Raw genomic sequence first — 22,988 nt, forward strand, 5'->3', positions numbered from 1 at the left:
AGACTCCCAAGTCGAGTACACCAAGCGCGCGAGCGCATCGAAAGGATCACGTGACAACCAAGCGCAAGCTGATCGAGGTCTCGATCCCGCTCGACGAAATCAACAAGCAGTCGGCGCGCGAGAAGTCGATCCGCTATGGGCATCCGAGCACGCTGCACTTGTGGTGGGCACGTCGACCGCTGGCGACAGCGCGAGCAGTGCTGTTCGCACAGCTCGTCGATGACCCGTCGGTGCGCGAGGAGGAGTTCCTCGCCGAGGCCCAGCAGAAGGGACACGAAGACCCCGAACGTTGGGCTGGCCACCGCATCAAACAGGAGCGCGAGCGCCTGTTCGACCTCATCACTCGCATGGTCGATTGGGACAACCTGGGCAACGAAGCCCTGTTCGATGCCGTACGCGCCGAGATCATGAGGTCCACAAACGGAAATCCGCCCGCGATCCTCGACCCCTTCGCAGGCGGCGGCACCATCCCGCTGGAGGCACAGCGCCTCGGGCTGGAAGCACACGCAAGCGACCTCAACCCCGTCGCCGTGCTCATCAACAAGGCTCTCATTGAAATCCCTCCAAAGTTTTCCGGGCGCGAGCCGGTGTTTCCCGGCGCGGCGGGTACTCGCGCTGAATGGCCTAAGGCAACAGGCCTCGCGGAAGACGTACGACGGTACGGTGAGTGGATGCGTGACGAGGCGCGGAAGCGCATTGGCCATCTTTACCCAAAGGCAAAGCTTCCAGGCGGTGGCGAAGCGACCGTCATTGCGTGGATCTGGGCGCGCACGGTCACCTGCCCGAACCCAGCCTGCGGCATCGAAATGCCCCTTGCGCGCTCGTGGTGGCTTGGGAAAAAGAAGGGCAAAGAAGCATATGTTGTGCCTCACGTAGTCGACGGAAAGGTCGACTTCGATATTGGTCACGATGCCGACCGAGGTCCGAGCGCAAACGAGGACGGAACCATCGGGAGGACTGGGGCGACCTGTATCGCATGCAAGACCGCCGTGTCGCTCTCGTACATTCGAGAACGGGGCAAAGCCGTGGGCCTCGGGCGTGTGCTCATTGCCACGGTCGCTGAAGGGCACCGTTCTCGTATCTACCTGGCACCCGACGACGTAGCTCGCACCGCCGCTCAGGTCGCCAAGCCCAGCGATCTACCTGAAGGGACGCTCGCCGCGAACCCACGGGACTTCAAGACGCCCAATTATGGCATGACGACGTTCTTTTCTTTGTTTACCAATCGCCAGCTGACGGCGCTCACTACGTTTAGCGATCTTGTGTCAGAAGCCCGGGAGCGCGTTCTTGCAGATGCGTTGGCCACTGGCATTGCTGATGGCTCCCGTCTCGAAGCAGGCGGCAGTGGAGCGGAAGGATATGCGGATGCGGTTGCAACGTATCTCGGCTTGGCCGCAGACCGAATTAGTGATCGGAACTCCGCGGTAACAACGTGGGACTCCAGCCCTTCTAAGGAGCAGGTGCGTGGCATTTTCGCTCGACAAGCTATTGCCATGGCGTGGGATTTTGCGGAGGCCAACTTCTTCGCAAAATCGAGCGGCACCCTCGCCGAGAGCATGATCCAGGTGGCCAACGCCGTCGAACGTCTGCCAGCGGGGAAGGCGGGTGAAGCGCGCCAGGCAGACGCAGCATCTCGAGTATTGAACTCGTTTGTCATCTCGACCGACCCCCCGTACTACGACAACATCAGCTACTCGGAGCTGTCTGACTTTTTCTATGTATGGCTCCGACGATCCTTGCGTTCGATTCACCCTGGAATCTTCGGGACGGTGCTTGTCCCAAAGGCGGAGGAGCTGGTTGCTAACCCCTACCGACACGGCGGTACGGATGGTGCTAAAGCATTTTTTGAGACCGGCTTCGAGAGCGTTTTCTCTCACGCTCGACAGACGGCCTCCGACGAGTACCCGATCACCGTCTACTACGCATTCAAACAATCTGAAACTGAAGACGGCGGCCAGGCATCTACGGGATGGGAAACCATCTTGGGGTCCATGGTTCGCGCCGGTTGGGTGGTGACGGCAACCTGGCCAGTTCGAACCGAACTTGCCAACCGCATGATTGGCTCCGGCACCAACGCACTCGCGTCGTCGGTGGTTCTGGCGTTGCGCCCACGGCCGATGGATGCGGCAGTAACCGACCGTCGCGGCTTTATTGCGGCGATGAAGCGGGAGCTTGGGCCAGCGCTGCGAGAGTTGCAGGAAGGCGGGATCGCGCCTGTCGACCTCCCGCAGTCGGCTATCGGGCCGGGCATGGCGGTGTTCTCACGGTACACAAAGGTCATCGAGTCAGACGGCTCGGAAATGTCGGTACGTTCGGCACTTGCCCGCATCAACGGGGTGCTGGACGAACTGCTGACTGAGCAAGAGGGTGACTTCGACTCGACAACCAGGTTCGCCATCGCGTGGTATCGCAGTAACGGCTACGAGGCAGGGGCGTTCGGTGATGCTGAAAACTTGGCGCGCGCCCGTGCCACCGCGGTTTCAGCGATGGAGCGTGGTGGCATTCTGAGCGCACGCGCGGGTAAGGTGCAGCTCTACAGTCCCGTCGAGTTGCCCAGCGATTACGTCGTTGCGGCTGACCAGCACACCTCTTCGTGGGAAGCGCTCCAGCACACAATTCGCATCCAGGAGACCAGGGGAATTCCGGCCGCGGGTGCGTTCCTGCAGAATGCGAGCCGCCGGTCCGACGGCGCGGTCGACCTCGACCTCGTGAAGGAGCTGGCGTACTTGCTGTTCCAGGTGGCCGAGAAAAACGGCTGGACAAAAGACGCCATCTCATTCAACGGAATCGCCACATCCTGGTCTGAGCTGCTCGACTCCGGGCGCACGACTATGCCCTTAAGTACCGCCCCCGAGCTCGACTTTAACGCGCTCGATGAGTAGCTGCTGAGTAATGCCAAGACGTAGAGACGAGTCGATGCCGGCGACTTACCAGGAGTTCGTCTCACTGTGCCGTCGGTACGATCGAGACCAGCTCCTCATCGCCGCGCTTCGTCCGTCGACGGAATTGTCGTCCGACACGCCATCGGGGGCAGCTGAACACATTTCCTTAGCTAGCTCCCCGGTATTCTGGGACGTCAGGAGGCCTTCTAATGGCGACATCAAACCGTGACCGCATGGGGCGGATGTTCGAGATCCTTGCTGAGGCGCTCGACCCGTTCATCGCGGAGGTGCTGGAACCTCAGATCGGTGATTCCGATTGGGCTCTGGTGGTCAAGCTCGCTGACGAAGAAAAGGGCATCACCGGCAAGGCATACAGCCGAGAAGACCCGTCAGTGCAGCTTCGAATGCTGACCGAGGGGCTGACGGGTCGGGTGAAGAAAGGCTGGTATCCGTTCAAGGGGACCGTCACTCGCGAGCACGAAGCGTATGCGAGCCTTCTGCGGGAGACGCGGAACCAGTGGGCACACAACGCCTCATTTGATGACGATGCAGCGCTGCGAGCGCTCGACTACGCCCGCCTGCTGCTGGCCTCAGTGGGGCAGGTGTACGCGGCCGACAAGGTCGACGCGATCCGACTCGACCTGCGCAGGATCGCTACGGGCAAGCAAGACACGCGCGCATTGAAGTCCTCGACAGTTGTGCCCGGAGCGTCGGGGCTGGCCCCGTGGCGACAGGTGCTGAAGCCGCGGAACGAGGTGGCGACAGGCAGCTTTCAGTCCAGCGAGTTCGCCGCCGATCTTTACAAAGTCGCCCACAATCCCGCCGCAACGAGCGGAGAGTATTCCGATCCGACGCAGTTCTTCGCCCGCACTTACCTCACCGAGGGTCTGCGTGATCTGATCAGCCGCGCAGTCAAGCGCCTGGCGGGGGATGCGAATGCCTCGCCTGTGGTTAATCTTCAGACGAATTTCGGCGGGGGCAAATCCCACTCAATGCTCGTGCTGTGGCACCTGGCTGGCGGCCTGCCGCTTAACCGGTTCCCACAAGAGGCGCAGGAGCTGCTGGCTGCGAACGGCTACCCGACGGAAGGCATCACTGCCGGTCGGGTCGCGTTGGTTGGCAATCATTTCGCGCCGCAGGGCGAGACGAAGGACGACGGCACCCGCGTGAATACGTTGTGGGGCGAGCTGGCGTGGCAGCTCGGCGGACGCGAGGCGTATAACATTGTGCGCGAGCACGATGAAAAGCGCACCAACCCCGGCGGCGACCTGCATGTGCTGCTGTCGAGGTATGCACCCGCGGTAATTCTGATCGACGAGTGGGTCGCGTACGCCCGGCAGCTTTACGGACGCGAAGATCTCGCGGGCGGCACGTTCGACACGCAGTTTACTTTCGCGCAATCCCTGACTGAGGCTACGAAGTCAATTCCTGGCGTGATGCTGGCCATCTCGATTCCCGCTTCGCATGACGGGGACCGAAGCGGCGAGGTCCCCGGCGCAGCTGAGGAAGTCGGGGGTTCAAACGGCCTGGATGCACTTAATCGCCTTCAGAACGTCGTGCGCCGCGTGGCTGACCAGTGGCGTCCCGCCTCGAGCGATGAGGCGTACCGGATCGTGAAGCAGCGGCTGTTCGAGTCGGAGGATGCGCCGGCGCTCGCGCAGATCGCCGCGACCGCGAAAGCGTTCACTGATTTTTACCAAGCGAACGCCACTGAGTTCCCGAAAGAAGCCCGAGACCCGCACTATGGGCGACGTATCCAGCAAACTTACCCGCTTCACCCAGAACTGTTCGACCGGCTCTACGAGGACTGGTCTTCGCTGGAGCGGTTCCAGCGCACCCGCGGCGTTCTGCGGTTGATGAACGCTGTTATTCACGCGCTTTGGATCGGCGAAGATCAAGGGCCACTCATCCTGCCCGGCTCGATCCCGCTTTCAGTCGCATCCGTTAACGCGGAACTGACGCAATACCTCCAGGACTCATGGAAGGCAGTCATCGACGCCGACGTCGACGGGGCAAACTCCGAGCCCGCCCGCATTGACAGCGACAAGCCCGTCCTCGGGCAGCGGTCGGTGACCAGGCGCCTGGCCCGCACGGTCTTTTTCGGTGCGGCTCCGACCATCGGCACCGCACACAAAGGCATTGACACCCAGAGAGTCTTCATCGGAACCGCCGTGCCCGGCGATGTCGTCGGCAACTTCCACTCCGCACTGGGCCAGCTCGGCGACCGCACGACCTACTACTACTCGTCGGCGGGCAAGCACTGGTACGACACTCAGGCGAACATTACCCGCCGCGCGAAGGACGCCGCTGACGCGCTGCACCCTGAGGACGTGTGGGCCGAGATAGTGAAGCGACTGCGCGGCGAGGAACGCACGCGCTCTGACTTCGCGGGCGTCCATGTCGGCCCGACTGATTCCGGCGACATCCCTGACACCGACCAAGCCAGGCTTGTCATCCTGCACCCGCGCTACCCGCATCGTCGCAGAAAGACCGACTCGCCCGCGCGCATCTTCGCCCAACAGGCCACCGAGCGACGTGGCACCGCGAATCGCGCTAACCGCAACATGAACGTCTTCCTTGCGCCCGACGAGGAACGCCTGGCTGAACTCGACCAGGCAACGCGCTCGTTCCTGGCATGGAAAGAAATTGCCGAAAAGTCGAACGAGTTGAACCTCACGCCGCAGCAACTGGCGCAAGCCACAGACAAACGCGACCAGTTCGGCCGGACCGTCACCGACCGGCTCGCCCTGACTTACCAGTGGGTGCTCAACCCAGTTGCTCCCGACCCCGGCTCGCCCTTTGAGCTGGAAGAGGTCAAGGCCGATGGGCAGACAGGTTCGCTTGCCGAGCGCGTCGCGAAAAAGCTCGGCAACGCAGGTGCATACTCCACCCAGCACGCTGCCCGCTCGATCCGCCTCGCGCTCGATACGAAGGTGCCCGCCGCCTGGTCGTCCGGCCACGTCGCTATCGGCGACTTGTGGAGCCTGTATGCGCAATATCCGTACATGCCGCGCCTGCGCTCCCGCGACGTTCTCATCGACGCCATCGACAATCAGCCGCTGCTCTGGCAGACCGAAAGCTTCGCCCTCGCCGACCGATACGACGAAACCACCGGCCGCTACAGCGGGCTCTGGCTACCCGGCGACACCGGACGCGCGCCCGTCACCGATGCCACTCTGATAGTGACGCCAGCACTCGCCGAAGCGCAACGCGTCGAGGATACAGCCGCGATCGCTGGCAGCGGCATGGACGAGTCAAACGCAGATGCGTCCATCTCGGGCGCAGCCCCCTCCGCTGTACCAGGGAATGCGACGACGGTCCTACCCACGAAAAGGACCGTGGTAACGCGATACGTCGGCAGCGCGCCGATCAGCGCCGAACGCTATTCAGCAGATTTTGCCAAAATTGCCACCGAGGTCCTCGCACACCTTGCCGCATCCGGCGCAAATATGACAATTTCGCTCTCGATCGACGCCATTCACACTGACGGCTTCTCCGAGCAGCAGCTTCGCACCGTCCGTGAAAATGCCACCACCTTGAAGTTCACAACCAATGAGTTTGAGACGGATTAACTAAGGTCCGATTGAATGGCTAACAGGGCCTCAGCGGTTCGAACCGCTGCTTGAAGGTAGGGGTATCCACGGTCAGATTCTCTGATGCATGGGTTCCTCCGCGCCGTGGATGGCGAACGCGTCAGATGGATGCGCGCAGAAGCTGGTGTTACGCACGACCGCTGTTATTGACCGCGGGTACACTTCAGAAGTACCGCAACATTACTGTCGCGTACTCTCAGTCGGACCTCGTGCTGCCCCTGGCCCTCGCGACTCTTGACAGCGACGGCACCGTTACCGACCGATCAACCTTCGTTACAGAACCCATCACCATCGCCGTCTCGGCAAAATCGATAGTTGTTCTCACGCTCCTCTTCTGCTTCCGCCGCTCGCCTGTCAAATTCCGCTTCTCGTTCGCGCCAGGCGTCAATTTCCTGTGCCACCTCGATCTCGAGCGCACGACGACATTCTCCTACAGTGCCGATGTAATTGGCGGCCACGGAGTTGCCTGCTTGCGCTATGAGTCGCGCGTACGGTCGGGCTCCATCGGCTATGGACGCTCGCGGCACATAATCGATGTAAGCCACAGTGTCATCGCCTACACCATTCTTGCCCACGCCCCCCTCCATGCTCGAGGCACTTGGGCGCCACCAGCCTGTTCTGACTAGTTCTTCGTTTATCGATCCACCCGGCGGTGCGACACTGGCCGCACCATTGCCGCCGTTGAGCCGATGAATGAACCCTTCACTCCTGTGCGGCTCGCTCATGACAACCAGTACTTCCTGCCCGATCGGGAGAGCCATTTCCATTTCCTGCCGAGCTTGTTCGACACCGTTCTGAGTGGGCTGACAGGCTTGAGCGACCGGTTCGATGAGATCCAGGGTCACGGTGGCCCCGTCTACCCTCAACGTGGAAAGGTCACCGGCCTCTGGGCGTCCAGTGATCTTCCCTGAGAAAATACGTTCTTCAGCGTGAAGGTCAGCTGCAAGCATTTCCTGCACGTCACTGACTGCTTCATCAGTCTTCAACGCCCTGACGCTGACGATAGTACCTTCGCTTTTACTAGTTCCAGGTGAAATGTCTTGGGAAACGACGGTCCAGTTAGATTTACGCCAAATGCTCCGCTCGTTGAGCTTGTCCTCAGCGTTGATCTCAAGCCGGAGTCGATTTGCCAGCTTTTCAGCCTCGCTAAGTCTCATACCAACCAACATTGGAACGCGAACCTCACCCTCCTGCGGCCAATATTCGGGGGCAAAGGTTGCGCTAGGAGATGAGACTGGCGTTGCCGGGATAGTGGAGGCCGGTGTCGGACTTGCGGTAGGGGAGCCAGGAGCAGCGGACGAAACTGCAGGTACTTGACCGGCATCACTTGCGTCTCGGCCCTGAATTGTGCCCCCTGTGGCGTTCGCGAAGACACCGACGAGCACGACGAGCGCACTGACGATTAGAGCAATTTTCTTGTGGCGCTCGTAGCCTTGGAGGCGCAGACCCCGCTTGTCCCGCATAGCGCCGGCAAGCACGAGAATTAGGTCCACGAGCACCCATATCCCAAAGCCGCCGAAAGTCAGCAACTTCAGGATTGCGGTTCCCGTTTTGCCGAGGTAGAAGCGGTCGACGCCGAACCAGCCAAGGAGCAGTGCGAACAGCCACGTCACCAGGAACGACTTATCGCCGGTGCCAGCATCTCTAACGTACCTAATGATTGGAGGCCGCGGCGGAGGCTGAGAGGACATATTCTTTCCTTAGTTCATGGGGCATGCTTAGCGAAACACGCGTCACCGGGGGTGCCCTTCGATCGGGCTAATCGACGAGGTCGTCGTAACGTATTGCTTCCAGCAGCTCTGCAAGTTCGGGCTCATCCGACAAGTCGAGCGGCATGAACGCCTTCGTCACTCCGACCTGTCGAACATGCAAGTCCGTGCAGGTGTCGTTCAGCACCTGTATCGAATCCGTCGTTGCCCATTGAACTCCATCGACCGCGGCGCGATTTATTTTCGCCGCGACCAGTACATGTGGAATATGATTTCCGTAAGAATCGGAATCAGCAACCGCAACGGCAACGAATCGGACCGAGCGCAAACCGGGCGCAACTGCAAACGCCTCACGAGCGGTCACAAGAACACATCCAGCTACCGCGTGCTTATGCCAGTCCGCCGCTTCCTTTTTTGGCAGAGTCTTGATTGTAAGTCGTCCCGCGGGTGTAAGGTCGGGCTTTCTCTGCGGCATCGCGTCGGCAGCAGGCACGATTACGACCAGTGTTGCTTCACCGCCAGAGACACTCAGAGGAGCAGCGGCGGCGTCGTTGTCCTCAAAAGCGGCGGCCAGTGCCGACATTACGACTTCCGGCTGGTTGTCGACAAGTGATTGCCACTCCCTGTCGAGCACAGCTTGCGCATCTTCCTGTTGTGTCGCCAGCTGCCATCGGTGCCAGTCAATCTCCTGCCGAGCATCCGCCTCTGCGTTTGCAAGAGCCTGGCGCCGATGGTCGCGGGCGAACCAGCTAACACCCTGAAGATGTGCCGCTCGGTGGAGATTCCAGATCTCTACCTCGTTGATCTCATCCAGCGGTGGAGCCAGCGGCCTCGTCGCTGGTGGGAATTCCTGCCGGTGCAGGTTGTCGATGCGCTTGTAGACCTCGATGAGCTGTTCTGCTGCTTCTGCTCTGCTTGCGGCTTCTACGGACCGGGTGACCGAGCCGCTGGAGGTGCGACGAGCAACGCCGAGGCTGGTGGAGTACGTCACCGGTCCGATACCGGTGGAGAACCCCGGTGCCCCTGCGCCCAGGTGGAGCCGCGCGGCGCGCGGACCGAGGCTTGTCCTCACCCCGCGGCTCGACACGCGCACCCGGACGCCGGGTACTAGGCGCACTGAGAATCCCATGGTTCGCAGCCTAGAGGACAGCGAAAGTGGTGTTTGTTGGCAGGTTCGGGCGTCTCTGGAGCGGTCCGGGTGATCCTTGATCCGTGGCGCAGCAGTGGAGGTTCGAACGTTAGTGAGTGGGAGTAGGACGAGCGTCTGGCAGTGACGCAGTGCTCGGGCCAACAACGCACCGGCACGGCGTCGCCCGCGGTGAAACGCTCCCACTGCGCCGCCTCCAGCACATCACGCTCCGGCGGGTAGATGCTCATAACGTCAGCGACCCCGCGTCGGGGAAGTTGTTGCCCGCCAGTAGGAGGAGCGGCTCGTGGGGTCGCCGGGGCCGCCGATCAGGCCGGCGCGCGATCAGGGACGGCGCGGATCCGGCCAGCACGGCCTGCTCGCAGGCGGCCTTCGCGGCGCCGTACGAGGCGGGGTCGTCGGAGGGAGCGAGCAGCTCGGCGTCCTCGTCCGCACCGACGACCGCGTTCTCGGCGTAGACGCTCGTGGTCGAGACGAGGACGTAGGCGCTGCAGCGCAGGTCGCGGACGGATCGGCGGACGTGCTGCGGGGTCGAGGAGACGTCGATCACCGCGTCCCACGACGCCGCAGCCACGGCGTCGAGGGCGTCGTCGCGGTCGCGGTCGGCCCGGACGAGGGACGCCCCCGCGGGCACGGCCGTCCCGCGCACGAGGCAGGTCACGTCGTGGCCGCGCCGCAGCGCCTCCGCCGCGACATGCCCGCCGAGCCAGCCCGTGCCTCCGAGGATCAGCGTTCTCATCCCCGCATGCTCGCACGGGCCTCCTCGCGCGAAGCCCGCTGAGGTGCCCGAGTTGGTCCCGAGAACGCTGAAACAACTGCATTCCCGGGCGACTCAGCGCAGTGGGCGCCGAGCGAGCGCCTCAGAGACAAGTGCCCCTCCAAGGACCCCCGGACACCCGACCACCCGACCACCCGAGCCCGCCCGCGTCCTCTGTCCGGAATCACGCGGGCGGCTCGGGTGCCCGAGCGGCTCACACGACGACGAAGGCGTCCAGGATCAGCGAGTTGCCCGTGGAGGCGGCGTTGCGCTTGCTGCCGCGGCGGATGGTGATGGTGTGCTCGCCGGCGCTGAGGGTGCTGCTGGTGAACACGGTGCGGGCCGAGCGGTTCGTGGCGCTGTAGCGGTCGACGGAGGCGACGAGCACGCCGTCGATCAGGACCTCGTTGATGCCCGAGGTCGGGGTGATCCGGCTCACCCAGCTGACCTTCGTGCCCCGGAAGCGGAGGGTCGCCGAGGCCGTGGAGGTGCTGGAGTACGAGATGCTGCCGCCGCTGTCGGCGGTGCTCGAGAGCGTCGCCCAGGTGCCGACCGTCGCGATGACGGCGGCTCCGTTCTGGTACGTCCCCGCCGCCGGCAGCGTCGAGGTCGGGGTGGGCGTGGACGTGGCCGTCGGGGTCTCGGTCGGAGTGGGCGTGTCGGTGGGCGTCGGCGTGCTGGTCGGAGACGCCGTCGCGGTGGGGGTGGGCGTCGACGTGGAGACGGTCCCCGCGGTCACGACGAAGGCGTCGAGGATCAGCGTGGATCCGGTGGACGCCGGGTTGCGCGTCGTCCCGCGGCGGATCGTGACCGTGTGGGTGCCGGCGGCGATCGGCCCGCTCGTCCAGACCGTCTGACCCGAGCGGGTCGTGGGGCTGTAGCGGTCGACGGTGGCGACGAGGACGCCGTCGAGCAGCACCTCGTTGATGCCGGAGGTCGCCGTCATCCGGCTCACCCAGCTGACGCCCGTGCCCGAGAAGCGGAAGCTCGCGGACGCTCCGGCCGAGCTGGAGTAGCTGATGCTCCCACCGCTGTCGGCGGAGGAGGAGATCGTGCTCCAGGTGCCCGCCGTCGTGATGAGCGGCGAGGAGTTCTGGTACGTGCCCTCGCCCGGGATCGACGAGGCGGGCTCGTCGGGCAGCGGAACGACCGGCTGCTCTGCGAGCCAGCGGTCGAACGTGTCGAGCATGTCCTTGTTCGTCAGGCTCGGCACGTTGTGGCCGTTCGGAGCGCCCTCGGTCGGCGTGTAGAGGACCACCGCCTCCTTCGCGACAGGCTTCGCGAGCGCGACCCACGCCCCTCCGTGCACGGCGATGGGGACGAGGACGTCCTCGGTCGAGCCGGTCGTGCGGATCCGCGCCCCCGCCCACGAGGCCTGCGGCAGCAGCGCGGGGTCGGTCGCCGGGATCGTCGAGGGGTCGTTGTCGTAGTCCGGCAGGACGCGCCCCGGATCGCGGCGGGCCATGTCGGCCATGTCGTAGACGCCGGCCGCGTGGTACGCGCCGCGGATCTCGGGGACCAGCTTGTTGCCGTACGCCCAGCAGAGCAGTGCGCCACCGCCGGAGTTCGAGCGGAGGAAGCTCGCCCCGATCCGCCACGTCTTCTGGAACCAGGCGACCGCGTCCACCTGCATGGCGACGGCCCGCTTGTTCGTGTAGATGCTGCCGCCGTAGTTCGGGCAGATCGAGATGACGCCCTTGTCGACGGCCTGGTCGGCGCTGTACTGGTAGGCGCCGGACAGGGCCGCGTAGGTGCTCCCGTTGGCGTGGTAGTACCAGTAGACGACCCGGCCGATGCGCTGCGAGGGGACCGCGGTGTGCGGGACGAAGAGCCGCGCGCGGTCGGTGCCGATCATCACGTCGATGATCTGGTACGGCTTCTTCCCCACGCGCGAGATCGCCGTGTCGCTGCGCCCGAGCTCGTTGGGCAGCGGCGGGATCACGCTGTAGTCGGGCGCCGCGGACGCGGTCATCGCGTAGGCGAAGGCGGATCCGACGCCGAGGGCGGCTCCGGTGAGGACGAGACGGCGGCTGTGGCGCGCAGGAGAGGACATGGGATCCCGACGTGGAGAGGGCTGCTCGGTCGGCGGAGCCTGACCGGAAGGTGTGAGGGGGGTGCTGCGGTCCGGATCGGACCACCGTGGAGGGGGCGCGGTGCGGTCCTTCGGGGGACCGTGCGGGCGGGCAGGCGCGAGTGTATCCTCCCGCGTCCGCCGCGCGACCACCAGACCCGCTTCAGGGACACCCGCGGCGGCGCTCCCACCTGGCGTCGAGCAGCGGAGCGATCCGGAGAAGGTCCTGGTGAGAGCGCTATCTCGCGCCACTGCTCCGGAGATGCCCGCCACGGGAGCGGAACCGCATCGTGTCGGTGGCGGAACTCCGGGGTCCCGCGGGGCCGGCACGGATCCAGGCCGCCCTGAGCCCGGCGCGAGTGCCGTGCGCACGTCAACGCTCTCGCAGGGGACCCCCGGATAGGTCGCGCTTTCTGGACACCACCTGAGCGCTGGTTCAGCGCTCGCTCTCCCCCTTCTGCGTGCCCACCGAATCGGGGGCCCGTCGTCCGCCGCCCACGTCCCGTCTCAGGGGGACAGGGCGCCTCCGAGCCGCGACCTATCGTGATCCCGCTCCATCCGGAAGGCCCGGCGAGGCGCCCCGGGGGGAGGTCGATCCGTGTCGAACGCGCATGCCCGGCCGAGCCACGACCGCTCGATCGCCCTCGGCCTCGTCCTGCTCCTGCTCGCCGCCGTCCTCGTGGTCCTGCCCGCGTCGAGGGCCGCGGCGGCCACGGTCCTGCTCCAGGAGGGGTTCGGCGGCACCAGCGTCGCGGACTCGGCGTGGCAGGCGCTCGACGGGGGCTGCATCACCCGGGCGACGACCGCACCCCCGGCCGGGTCCTCGAACCTCGGCGTCTGCGCCAACCGGACTCAAGCCCCCGTCGCCGCGACGAGTCCGGGCTTCCTCCAGCTCACCGATGCCCGCAACGACGCCAAGGGCGGCGCGGTCTTCAACCGGCCCATTCCTGCCGCGGGCGGCATCGACGTCCAGTTCGACCAGTACCAGTACGGAAGCTCGCTGACCGGGGCCGACGGCATCGGCTTCTTCCTCACCGACGGCTCGAAGTCCCTCACCGCGGCGGGAGCTCCGGGCGGATCGCTCGGCTACGGCCAGTCGGCGACCGTCGACGGGGTGAACGGCGGCTACCTCGGGATCGGAATCGACGCCTTCGGGAACTTCTCGGCCAGGCCCCCCGCCGCGCCTACCCTCGGCCTCGGCTCCGACTGCCCCTCGAACTCCGGGTCGGCGCTCCTCACGGCGAACAAGATCGTGGCGCGCGGACCCGGGCAGGCCAAGAGCGGATACTGCTTCCTCCAGTCGGCCTCGCCTCCCCTGCTGACGTCGGTCCGCACGACGGCCACGACATCGACGGGCGCTCCGCCCGCGTCCTACGGGCGCACGATGCGGATCATGGTCTCGGCTGCCGCCACTCCCGTCGTCACGGTCTACTGGGGAGGGACAGCGGGTCTGCCCGCCGGGCAGCTCGATCAGCTGATGCAGTTCACGATGCCGACCGCAGCGCCCTCGACCTACAAGCTCGGCTTCACGGCGTCCACTGGTGGATCGAACGACACCCACCTCGTCCGCAACGTCTCCGTCTCGTCCATCAACACTCTCGACGACATCACTCTGGTCAAGCAGATCGACCGCACCACCACGCAGCCCGTCGCCTACGCCGAGGGATCCGTCATCCCCTACCAGTTCGTCGTCACGAACGGATCCATCCGGGGCACGCTCACCGGGATCGTCGTCACGGACCCGAAGGCCGCGAGCATCTCCTGTCCGACGACGACCCTGCTCCCGCTCGCCTCCACCATCTGCACGGGATCCCATACGGTCACGGCCGCCGAAGCGGTGGCCGGCTCGTTCGTCAACACGGCGACCGCTGCAGCGACGAAGACGGAGACGATCTCGAACGTCGTGACGACGACCCCCGTCACCAGCAAGACCGCCACCGTCACCGCCCCCATCGCCGCCCCGGCTCCCGCTCTGACCCTCACCAAGACCGCCCTGCTCACCGACACGAACGGCAACGCCCAGGCCGACGCGGGCGAGCAGATCCGCTACTCCTTCCTCGCCCTCAACTCCGGCAACGTCACGCTGCAGACGGTCGCCGTCGCCGACCCGAAGGTCACCGGCATCACGCCCGCCTCGACTCAACTCGCCCCCGGAGCGAGCGCGACCTTCACGTCGGCGCCGTACACGGTCCTTCAGACCGACATCGACAAGAACACGTCGCTCGTCAACACGGCGACCGTCTCCGGGCGCACGCTCGCGGCCTCGCCCGTCACGATCACCGCGACCTCCACGGCCACCACGCCGATCCGCTACGCGCCCTCGATCTCGCTGACGAAGAACGGCACGATCCCGACCGGCGCCGCCGTGGGCTCGACCGTCTCCTACAGCTTCACCGCCACCAACACCGGCAACACCGGGCTGAGCGCCGTCGCGGTCACCGACCCCAAGAGCGGGCTCTCCGCGCTCGCCTACTCCTGGCCGGGGACCGCCGGGCGCCTCGAGATCGGCCAGACGGTCACCGCGACCGCGTCGTACACGCTCACGCAGGCCGACGTCGACGCGGGCCAGGTCCTCAACACCGCGACCGCGACCGGCACCCCTCCGACGGGCGCCGCCGTCACGGCCACCGCCTCGCGGACGGTGACGATCGCCCGCACGAACGACCTCGCGCTCACCAAGACCGCGAACCCCGCCTTCATCAGCGCCGCCGGCACCGTGGTGACCTACACCTTCCGCGCGACCAACACCGGCACCACCACCCTCACCGCGGTCGCGATCAGCGACCCCAAGAGCGGGCTCTCCGCTCTCACCTACTCCTGGCCGGGCACTTCCGGACGCCTGCTGCCCGGCCAGGTCGTCACCGCGACCGCCGCCTACACGACCACCGCCGCCGACGTCACCGCCGGCACGATCGCCAACACCGCCACGGCGACGGCGACCGGCCCGACCGGCGGGGCGTTCACCCGCACGGCCTCGGTGAGCATCTCGGTGATCCCCGATCCGGCGGCCGACGCCGCGACGGTCGTGCAGGGCGGATCGGTGGTGATCGACGTGCTCGCGAACGACGGGCCCGCCGCGACCGGAGCGACCTTCTCGCGCGCGCAGCTCTCGGCGACCCCGAAGGCGATCGGAGGCGCGGCGACCCCCGCCCCCGCCACTCCCGTGCAGGGGTCCGTCTCCTGCGTCGCGAGCGGAGCGACCCGCGGCCAGTGCACCTACCGCCCGATCGCCGCCTTCGTCGGCACCGACGTCTTCGACTACTCCCTCTCGGGCCAGTACGGCACCTGGAACGTGCGGGTCACGGTCACCGTCACCGCGCTGAACCGCGCGCCGGTCGCCCGACCCGACCGCGTGGTCGCGACCACCGGCGGCCCCGCCGTCACCGTCGCTCCGCTCGCGAACGACACCGACGAGGACCCGGGCACGACCCTCGCCCTGGCGGGCACGAGCGTCCCGGCCGGGCTGCGCGGCACCTTCTCCTGCTCCGGATCCACGTGCACCTACACGCCCGCGGCCGACGGCTGGACCGGGAGCGCGACGATCGCGTACACGGTCACGGACGGCGCGCTCACGGCGGGTGGCACGATCACGGTGTGGGTCGATCCCGCTCCCCTCGTCCGGCGCGGCTTCTCCGGCACCGGCAGCACGAGCGGAGCGGTCGGGCTCGGCGCCTGGACCAGCTCCTCCGTGGTCGCCACGCCTGTCGCGAGCTGCACGGCCGGTCGGCCGAGCACCCTCGTGAGCTGGTCGGCCGCCGCTGGAGCGACCGGCTGGACCCTCGAGCGCCGCCTCGCGGGGACGACGCCCGGCCCCTGGATCGTGATCGCGGCACCCGCCGCCTCCGCGACGAGCTTCACCGACGACCGGGTCGGTGAGGGCCGCAGCTACCAGTGGCGGGTCCGCCCGGACCTGCAGCGCTGGCTCGGAGTCGCGTCCGCCGCCTCGACCGCCGTCGCCCAGCCGGCCGTCACCACCGCCGGAGGCTGCTGATGCCTCCCCGCCGACACCCCTCTCGTCCTGCACGTGTCCTCGTGAGGGAGACCACGCCCGCACCGGGCACCACCCACCAGAAAGGAACGGTCGCCATGACCACCACAGCACCCACCCGTCGCAGCCCCTGGAAGAAGATCGCCCTCACCGGCGGCGTCCTCCTCGCCGCGGGAGCCCTCGCCGGCGCCGGCGCCTTCGCCGTGTTCACCGACTCCGGGACCGCCAGCGTCACCGCGGACGCCGGACAGCTCGACATCAACCTCGACGGCACCTTCATCGTGACGGACATCGCGCCCGGAGACACCATCCAGCGCCCGGTGACGATCGTCCTGCCGAACGCCACCAACGACGGCGACCTCGTCTCGTCGGTGCGCTTCTCGCAGGCCGTCACCAACGACGTCGTGGGATCCGACACCACCGACCAGAACCGTGTCGGCCAGTCTCTCGTCTCCGGCCCGAACGGCCTCGACTACCGCCTGCTGACCTGCTCCACCGCCTGGACGACCGCCCCCACCACGACTCCGGCGGGCCCGTACTCCTGCAGCGGGACCACCACGGTCACCGGATCCGGCAAGCTGTCGTCCATCGGCGGCCAGGCCGGCGCGGTCGACTTCACCCCGGCGAACTTCGGCATCACTCCCACCACGACCGGGACCTTCCCCTCGGACGCCGGTGACGTGACGCTGAACACGCTGATCGAGCTCGTCCTGCCGACCGCGGCCGACAACGCGTACGAGAACGCCTCCGCCACGGTCACCTTCACGGCCGCCGCGATCCAGCGCGCCGGCATCCAGAAGTAGACCGTCCCCCACCGCCTCCGCCCTGCCCGGCCGCCACCGGCGCGGGGCGGAGGCATCCCCCTTTTCCTCCCGGAGTCGTCCCCATGCCCCACGCCCGTGCGCTCGTCGCCGTCCTCGCGGTGGTGCTCCTCGCGCCCGCGGCGAGCGCCGAGCCCGTCGGCGTGCTCGACGTGCGCGAGCTCTCGGCGCCCGGATCCCTCACCGACCTCGCTCCGGGCGACCGCGCCGAGTGGGCGGTCGAGGTGACCAGCACCGGCCTGTCGCCGCAGGGGGTCTCCGTGGCCTTCGCGGTCGACGGAGGGACGCTGGCGCAGGACCCGCGCGACGGCCTCCAGCTGTCCGTCGAGCTCTGCGGCTCGGCGTTCACCGTCGCCGAGGTCGTCGACGGGGGGCGCACGGTCGAGCGCTACCTCTGCCCCGAGGACGCGATGCCGCTCGGATCCGGGCCCGCGGCGACGCTCGGCCGGCTCGACGGCGTGCGTCCGCTGGAGCGCGGGGCCACCGTGGGCGTGCGCGTCCGCGTCCTGTTCCCGGAGTCGGCCGGCAACGGGACCGAGCTCGCGGCGGCGTCGCTGCGGGTGCTCGTGGGCACGACGGAGGAGGATCCCTCCGCGACGCCCGGCCCCGGCTCCTTCCCCGGAGCGGCGGGCAGCGGGCTGGCCGTCACCGGCCGCGACCTGGGCGCTGCGCTCCTGGGCGGGATGCTCGCCCTGGGCTCGGGCGTCCTGCTCGCCGCGGCTGCGCGCCGTCGTCACCGGAGGGAGCAGGCGTGAAGGCCCTCCGCGCTCTCCTCGGCGGCCTGGTCACGATCGTGGCCGTCGCCGGCATCGCCGTCTTCGTCCTCTCCGCGCTCGGTCTCGTGCGGCTCGTGCCGGTGCTGTCGAACTCGATGGCGCCCGGGATGCCCGTCGGCTCCCTCGCCGTCACCCTGCCCGTCGACCAGGCCGCGATCCGCGCCGGCGACGTGATCGTCTTCACCGACCCGGACGATCCGGGCCGCCGCGTCATCCACCGCGTCACCCTCGTCTACTCCGAGGAGGAGGCGGCGGCACTCCGCGGCCGCGAGCCCGGCCAGCTGGCGCTCACCACCAAGGGCGACAACAACGAGTCGGCCGACCCGTGGATCGTGACGATCGCGGACGAGCGGATCTGGCGCGAGAGCTCGGTGGTGCCGCTGCTGGGCTGGCCGAGCATCGGCCTCGCCCACCCGGAGGCGCGGTTCGCGCTCTTCGCCGCGGGCGGCGCGGTCATCGTGGGCGCGCTCCTGATCGCCATCTGGCGCCGCCCCGCGGAGGTCGCCCCATGAGCGGCGCGCACCGCTCGTCGGACGGCACGCCGCCCCCGGAGCCCCTGCGTCCGCCCGCTGAGCACGGGCGGCACAGCGCCCGGCCGTCCTCCCGCGACCGTGGAGCCCCGCGCCACTCCCCCGAGGTCCGCCGCCGCGTGGTCTCCCGCGCCGGCCTGGCGGGACTCGTCGCCGGCGCGCTCGTCCTCGGCGCCGCCGCCACCGCCACCGCCGTGCTCCTGGACCGGGGCTCCGTGAGCGCGCGGGTCGCCTCCGGCACCGTCATCGCGACGTTCACCGGCACCGGAGCGACGACCGTGCCGGTCCCCGTCGCGGGACTCGTCCCCGGCGGCACGGCCCGGCGCCTCCTCGACCTGACGAACGCCGGGACCCTGCCGATGTCTGCCCTCCAGCTGCAGACGGCCACCGGCACCGACCTCTCGGACGGCCTGCAGCTCGCGATCGAGCGCTGCTCGCAGTCCTGGTCGGCCGACGCCGCCACCTGCCCCGGCACCGTCACCACCGTGTCGGCCGACCGCCCCGCCGCCTCCCGCCTCGATCTGCCCGGCTCCCCCGCCCTCTCCGTCGGAGCGACCGACCACCTCCGCCTGACCGTGCGCCTCTCGGAGTCCGCGCCGTCCGCCGCGCAGAGCACCTCCGCGACCCTCACCGTCACCGTCGTGGGCCTGCAGCGGCCGGGCCGCCAGCTGTAGGCGCGGCGGGCCCACGCCTCGGCAGCACCACCGCCGCGCCGTCCCCTTCCGCGCTGAGGTGCCCGGGACGGCCGTCGACACGCCGGAGAGGGCGACCGTCTCGGGCGACTCAGCGGGGCCGCGGGTACCTCGGTGATGCCTCGCTACTCGCGCAGGGCCGCCACGGCGTCGTGGAAGCTCGGCACGTCGGAGAGCACGCCCTCGGGGCCCAGCACCGTCCAGGTCGTGCCCGTGCGGATCAGGACGCCCAGCTCCTCGGCGGGCCAACGGCGGGTGCGGCGCAGCTCGAGCACGAAGACTCCGGGACGCGCCTCTCTGATCTCGGGAGTGCGCCGGTCGGGCAGCATCACGAGTCCTCCCCGAGGGTCAGCGGTAGACGCTCCACTCCTTCTTCACGATCCGGCGCTCCTCGCCGTCGACCGCGACGATCCACTCGCCGTCCTTCTTGGCCACGACCCGCCCGCGCAGGTACTGCGGCTCCCAGCCGTCGGCCTTGTTGACCCACTTCACGAACCGCGCGAACCGCCCCGGTGCCACGTCGTCTCTGGACATCTCTCGACTCCCCTCGTCGTCACCGGCACGTCCATCGCCCTCCGTCAGGAGAGCACCTCGCCCAGCGCGAGGGGGACCTCTCCTGTGAGGTCTCGAAGCCGGTTCACCGACGGTAGAACGCGCTGCTGGAAGTGGACGAGACCGTTGACTGATCGACGATCGTCTGGCAGTGGGGTCAGGATGCGGCAGCGGAATCAGGAGTCGAACAGCACGTGCGGCCGTCCGGCGTCGACGATCACGCGGGCGCGCACCCCGTAGACGTCCGCGATCAGCGCCGGAGTGAGCACCTCCTCCGGGGTGCCGCCCGCGACCACGCGCCCCTCGCGCAGCACCAGCAGCGCGTCGCAGAACAGGGCCGCGAGGTTGAGGTCGTGCAGCGCGACGACCGTGGTCACCGGCAGCGCCCGCACCAGGGCCAGCAGCTCCAGCTGATGGCGGATGTCGAGGTGGTTGGTCGGCTCGTCCAGCAGCAGCTCGCGCGGCTCCTGCGCCAGCGCCCGGGCGATGTGCGCGCGCTGCCGCTCGCCGCCCGAGAGGGTGTGCCAGAGGTGGTCGGCCTTCGCCTCGAGACCCACCTGCTCGAGGGCGCGCTCGATCGCGCGCAGGTCCTCGGCCGTGTCTCCGCCCAGAAGGGAGCGGTGCGGTGTCCGCCCCAGCCGGACGACGTCGCGGACAGGGAGGTCCGCCTCCGTCTCGGCCTGCTGCGTCACCGTGGCCACGGCCCGGGCGACCTCGCGGCGGCGGAGCGAGCGGAGCGGCGCGCCGTCGAGGGTGACGACGCCGGCGTCCGGAGCCGCGGTGCCCTGCAGCAGCCGCAGCAGCGACGACTTGCCCGAGCCGTTGGGCCCGAGCAGTCCCACTGTCGAGCCGGGAGCGGGGCGGAGCGAGACCCCGTCGACCACCAGGCGGCCGCCCCGGCGCCACGAGACCCGGTCGGCCTCGAGCGTCACGAGCGGCCCCTCCGCCGCAGGAGCAGCAGCATGAACACCGGCACGCCGACGAGTGCCGTGCCGACCCCCACCGGCAGCGGAGTCGGCGCGAACGCCACCCGCGATCCGGCGTCGACCCACACCAGGAACACCGCGCCGAGCAGGATCGTCGCGGGGATCACCCGCGAGTGCCGCTGGCCGAACACGAGTCGCGCGGCGTGCGGCAGCACCAGCCCCACGAAGCCGATCGCGCCGGCGATGCTCACCAGGGTCGCCGTCAGCAGGGCCGTCACCACCAGCAGGAGGAGGCGGGTGCGGCCCACGTGCACGCCGAGCGACGCGGCCACGTCCTCCCCGAAAGCGAACGCGTCGAGCGTGCGCGCCGCGGCGAGGCAGACCACGGAGCCGAGCAGCACGACTCCTCCGCTCAGCGCCACGTCGTCCCAGCGCATGCCCTCGAGGGAGCCGAGCAGCCAGAACATCACGCCGCGCGTCTCGTCCGAGTCGGCGAGCGCGAACACGATCAGCGAGGTCAGCGCCGAGAACAGCTGCGTGCTCGCCACCCCCGCCAGGATCACGCCCGAGGTGCCGCCCGCCGAGAACCGCGTGAGCAGCAGCACGAAGCCGAAGGCGACCAGCGCGCCGACGAAGGCGCCTCCGGAGAGCCCGACCACTCCTCCGCCGACCCCGAGCACGCCGACGAGCACCGCGCCCGTGGAGGCTCCGGAGGAGACGCCCAGCACGAACGGGTCGGCGAGCGGATTCCGCAGCAGCGACTGCAGGATCACTCCGCACACGCCGAGCCCCGCCCCGCAAGCCGCGGCCACGAGTGCGCGCGGGAGGCGCTCCTGCCAGACGATCGCGTCCTCGGCCGCACGCACCGGGACGGAGGCGAGCCCGAGGTGGTTGAGGAGGATGTCGCGGACGTTCACGAGCGAGACGTCGGCCGGGCCGAGCGTCACCGCGACGCCGACCGAGAGCGCCAGCGCTAGCAGCCCGCCGACGACCAGCGCGGCGGCGGCAAGGCCCCGCGGCACCCGGCGGACGAGGACCGCGCCCGTGCCCGTGCCCGCGCCCGTGCCCGTGCCCGTGCTCAGAGCGAGGCCCCGTTCTCGTCCCACCAGGCGCGGATCTTCTCGAGCCCGTCGACGAAGCGGATCGACGGGTTCATCTCGGCGCCGTGGAGCGCGATGAAGCGGCCGTCCTGCACCGCGGGCAGGCTGCTGGTCAGCGGGTCGGAGCGGAGGAACGCGGTCTTGTCGTCGAGGCGGTCACCGGGGAAGCGGTCGCGCTGCAGGTCGCCGAGGACCAGGACGTCCGGGTCGGCCGCGACGACGCTCTCCCAGCCGACGGCGGGCCAGTCCTCCGTGCGGTCGGCGAAGACGTTGGTCATGCCGGTCGTGGTGCCGAGCATCGAGGCGAAGTTGTAGCCGCCGGCCATGTAGGGCGTCTTGGTGTCGGCGAACCAGAAGGCGACGCTCCGGCCGCCGAGGTCGACCCCCTCGGTGGCGGCGGCGGCACGCTCCTGCAGCTGCGCGACCAGGGCGTCACCGCGCTGCTGCACGTCGAAGACCTCGGCCAGCTCGTGGATCTCCTGGTAGAGGACGTCGACGGTCAGCGGGACGGTGCGCGTGCCGCTCCCGCCGTTGACGCTCGCTCCGTTGTCGCAGTCGGAGGGGGCGAGGTAGGAGCCGATCCCCGTCTCGGCGAGGCGGTCGCGCGAGGCGACGCCCTCGGGCGCGTAGTGCCGGCCGAAGGAGGCGGTGACGAAGTCCGGGTCGGCACCGAGCAGCACCTCGTAGGTGGGCGCGTTGTCGGCCAGGCGCGGCACGCTCTCGTTCGCGGAGGCGAGGGTCTCGAGCACGGGGTCGGTCCAGGAGGCCGTGCCGACCATCCGGTCCTCGAGGCCGAGGGACAGCAGGATCTCGGTCGAGTTCTGGTCGAGGGAGACGACCCGCTGCGGAGGGGCGGTGACGGTGGTCGCGGTGCCGCAGTTGTCCAGCATGAGCGGGTACGAAGTCGTGCCCTCCCCCGCGGCGGCCGTGCTCTCGGGCTCGATCTGCTCGGAGGCGCCGCAGCCGGTGAGGGCGAGCAGGGTCAGGGCGGCGAGGGCGAGGGCGGCGGGGCGCCGTCGGTGCGTGGACATGGATCTCCCGTGGTTCGTGGGCGTCGGTCGTCGGCCCGGTTCATAGGCCCGGTTCATGGGCCCGGTTCATGGGCCCGGTTCATGGGCCCGGTTCATGGGTCCGGTTCGCAGGCAGGGCTCGTCGGCCCGGTCCGTCGGCGGGCGGCACCTGCGTCTCGGCGCGGAGCCCGGGTAAGCATAGCCTTACCTCACCTAAGCCCGTCCATCCGCGCCAGTCGATCCGCGCCACCCGCCTTCGATCCACCCTCGGTCCCGCCCGCCGGCGACTCCGCAGAAGTCGCCGTGGTCGCGCGCGAGAACGGCGACCTCCGAGTTCTCGATGCACTCAGAAGGCCCGGAACAGCCGAGTAAGCGGACACCTGTCGCGCACCTCGCCTCCGCAGCCCCCAACCAGGTGGACAGCACCCCGGACA

At 68.3% G+C, this 22,988-nt stretch carries 16 protein-coding genes; 7 read left to right on the forward strand and 9 right to left on the reverse strand.

Features of this window, described 5'->3' with window-relative positions; translation table 11 throughout:
• The first annotated feature begins 50 nt into the window (after positions 1-50).
• Both C5D09_RS10005 and C5D09_RS10010 read left to right on the forward strand, forming a co-directional pair.
• The gene (locus C5D09_RS10005; protein ID WP_104269221.1) at positions 51-2,882 is read left to right on the forward strand and encodes a DUF1156 domain-containing protein; all 2,832 of its coding nucleotides are present in this window, start codon (positions 51-53) and stop codon (positions 2,880-2,882) included.
• Between the two features lie 233 nt (positions 2,883-3,115).
• Positions 3,116-6,454, forward strand: coding sequence for a Swt1 family HEPN domain-containing protein (locus C5D09_RS10010; protein WP_258066970.1), 3,339 nt, complete (start codon positions 3,116-3,118; stop codon positions 6,452-6,454).
• A 284-nt stretch (positions 6,455-6,738) separates the two neighbouring features.
• On the opposite strand, the gene C5D09_RS10015 is transcribed toward C5D09_RS10010, so the two are convergent.
• The 4 genes from C5D09_RS10015 to C5D09_RS17515 form a co-directional block, all read right to left on the reverse strand.
• Entirely contained in the window at positions 6,739-8,088 is a 1,350-nt protein-coding gene (locus tag C5D09_RS10015; RefSeq protein ID WP_374953807.1) for an NINE protein, read from the reverse strand.
• 145 nt (positions 8,089-8,233) lie between these two features.
• Positions 8,234-9,175: a hypothetical protein gene (locus C5D09_RS17145; protein WP_146085353.1), complete on the reverse strand. Its 942-nt coding sequence runs from the start codon at positions 9,173-9,175 to the stop codon at positions 8,234-8,236.
• 382 nt (positions 9,176-9,557) lie between these two features.
• Positions 9,558-10,070 (reverse strand): NAD-dependent epimerase/dehydratase family protein, encoded by a 513-nt coding sequence (locus C5D09_RS10020; protein ID WP_104269224.1) that lies wholly within the window; start codon positions 10,068-10,070, stop codon positions 9,558-9,560.
• A 232-nt stretch (positions 10,071-10,302) separates the two neighbouring features.
• The gene (locus tag C5D09_RS17515; RefSeq protein ID WP_181027253.1) at positions 10,303-12,141 is read right to left on the reverse strand and encodes a hypothetical protein; all 1,839 of its coding nucleotides are present in this window, start codon (positions 12,139-12,141) and stop codon (positions 10,303-10,305) included.
• Positions 12,142-12,757: 616 nt separating this feature from the next.
• Between C5D09_RS17515 and C5D09_RS10030 the strand changes: the two genes are divergently transcribed.
• The 5 genes from C5D09_RS10030 to C5D09_RS10050 all read left to right on the forward strand — a co-directional run bounded on the left by C5D09_RS10030 (position 12,758) and on the right by C5D09_RS10050 (position 18,948).
• The gene (locus C5D09_RS10030; RefSeq protein WP_104269225.1) at positions 12,758-16,150 is read left to right on the forward strand and encodes an Ig-like domain-containing protein; all 3,393 of its coding nucleotides are present in this window, start codon (positions 12,758-12,760) and stop codon (positions 16,148-16,150) included.
• 95 nt (positions 16,151-16,245) lie between these two features.
• A complete protein-coding gene (locus tag C5D09_RS17945; RefSeq protein ID WP_104226366.1) occupies positions 16,246-16,950 on the forward strand; it encodes a TasA family protein in 705 nt (234 codons plus the stop codon).
• An 83-nt stretch (positions 16,951-17,033) separates the two neighbouring features.
• Positions 17,034-17,723 carry a hypothetical protein gene (locus tag C5D09_RS10040; RefSeq protein WP_104269226.1) on the forward strand — a complete coding sequence of 230 codons (690 nt, stop codon included), beginning with the start codon at positions 17,034-17,036 and terminating at the stop codon, positions 17,721-17,723.
• Positions 17,720-18,256: a signal peptidase I gene (locus C5D09_RS10045; RefSeq protein WP_104223395.1), complete on the forward strand. Its 537-nt coding sequence runs from the start codon at positions 17,720-17,722 to the stop codon at positions 18,254-18,256. The genes C5D09_RS10040 and C5D09_RS10045 overlap by 4 nt, the downstream gene beginning before the upstream one ends.
• Complete coding sequence (locus C5D09_RS10050; RefSeq protein WP_104248042.1) at positions 18,253-18,948, forward strand: peptidase; 696 nt, start codon at positions 18,253-18,255, stop codon at positions 18,946-18,948. Before C5D09_RS10045 ends, C5D09_RS10050 begins: the two co-directional genes overlap by 4 nt.
• 143 nt (positions 18,949-19,091) lie before the next feature.
• Here C5D09_RS10050 and C5D09_RS10055 read toward each other — a convergent pair whose 3' ends face one another.
• The 5 genes from C5D09_RS10055 to C5D09_RS10075 form a co-directional block, all read right to left on the reverse strand.
• Positions 19,092-19,295: a hypothetical protein gene (locus C5D09_RS10055; protein WP_104223397.1), complete on the reverse strand. Its 204-nt coding sequence runs from the start codon at positions 19,293-19,295 to the stop codon at positions 19,092-19,094.
• Positions 19,296-19,314: 19 nt separating this feature from the next.
• Positions 19,315-19,500, reverse strand: coding sequence for a hypothetical protein (locus tag C5D09_RS10060; protein WP_104223398.1), 186 nt, complete (start codon positions 19,498-19,500; stop codon positions 19,315-19,317).
• A gap of 194 nt (positions 19,501-19,694) precedes the next feature.
• Positions 19,695-20,450: an ABC transporter ATP-binding protein gene (locus C5D09_RS10065; protein WP_104226361.1), complete on the reverse strand. Its 756-nt coding sequence runs from the start codon at positions 20,448-20,450 to the stop codon at positions 19,695-19,697.
• Positions 20,447-21,550, reverse strand: coding sequence for a FecCD family ABC transporter permease (locus C5D09_RS10070; RefSeq protein WP_374953808.1), 1,104 nt, complete (start codon positions 21,548-21,550; stop codon positions 20,447-20,449). Before C5D09_RS10070 ends, C5D09_RS10065 begins: the two co-directional genes overlap by 4 nt.
• Positions 21,523-22,575 (reverse strand): ABC transporter substrate-binding protein, encoded by a 1,053-nt coding sequence (locus tag C5D09_RS10075; RefSeq protein WP_104248045.1) that lies wholly within the window; start codon positions 22,573-22,575, stop codon positions 21,523-21,525. The genes C5D09_RS10070 and C5D09_RS10075 overlap by 28 nt, the downstream gene beginning before the upstream one ends.
• Positions 22,576-22,988 lie beyond the last annotated feature (413 nt).

The sequence above is a fragment of the Rathayibacter sp. AY1C9 genome, assembly GCF_002932315.1.
Lineage (GTDB): Bacteria > Actinomycetota > Actinomycetes > Actinomycetales > Microbacteriaceae > Rathayibacter.

Bases quoted from the DNA above. Each gene is read 5' to 3' on its own strand.
- C5D09_RS10060 (WP_104223398.1), bottom strand. From the start codon at position 19,500: ATGTCCAGAGACGACGTGGCACCGGGGCGGTTCGCGCGGTTCGTGAAG.
- C5D09_RS17945 (WP_104226366.1), top strand. From the start codon at position 16,246: ATGACCACCACAGCACCCACCCGTCGCAGCCCCTGGAAGAAGATCGCC.
- C5D09_RS10075 (WP_104248045.1), bottom strand. From the start codon at position 22,575: ATGTCCACGCACCGACGGCGCCCCGCCGCCCTCGCCCTCGCCGCCCTG.
- C5D09_RS10010 (WP_258066970.1), top strand. From the start codon at position 3,116: ATGGGGCGGATGTTCGAGATCCTTGCTGAGGCGCTCGACCCGTTCATC.
- C5D09_RS10055 (WP_104223397.1), bottom strand. From the start codon at position 19,295: ATGCTGCCCGACCGGCGCACTCCCGAGATCAGAGAGGCGCGTCCCGGA.
- C5D09_RS17515 (WP_181027253.1), bottom strand. From the start codon at position 12,141: ATGTCCTCTCCTGCGCGCCACAGCCGCCGTCTCGTCCTCACCGGAGCC.
- C5D09_RS10020 (WP_104269224.1), bottom strand. From the start codon at position 10,070: ATGAGAACGCTGATCCTCGGAGGCACGGGCTGGCTCGGCGGGCATGTC.
- C5D09_RS10040 (WP_104269226.1), top strand. From the start codon at position 17,034: ATGCCCCACGCCCGTGCGCTCGTCGCCGTCCTCGCGGTGGTGCTCCTC.
- C5D09_RS10050 (WP_104248042.1), top strand. From the start codon at position 18,253: ATGAGCGGCGCGCACCGCTCGTCGGACGGCACGCCGCCCCCGGAGCCC.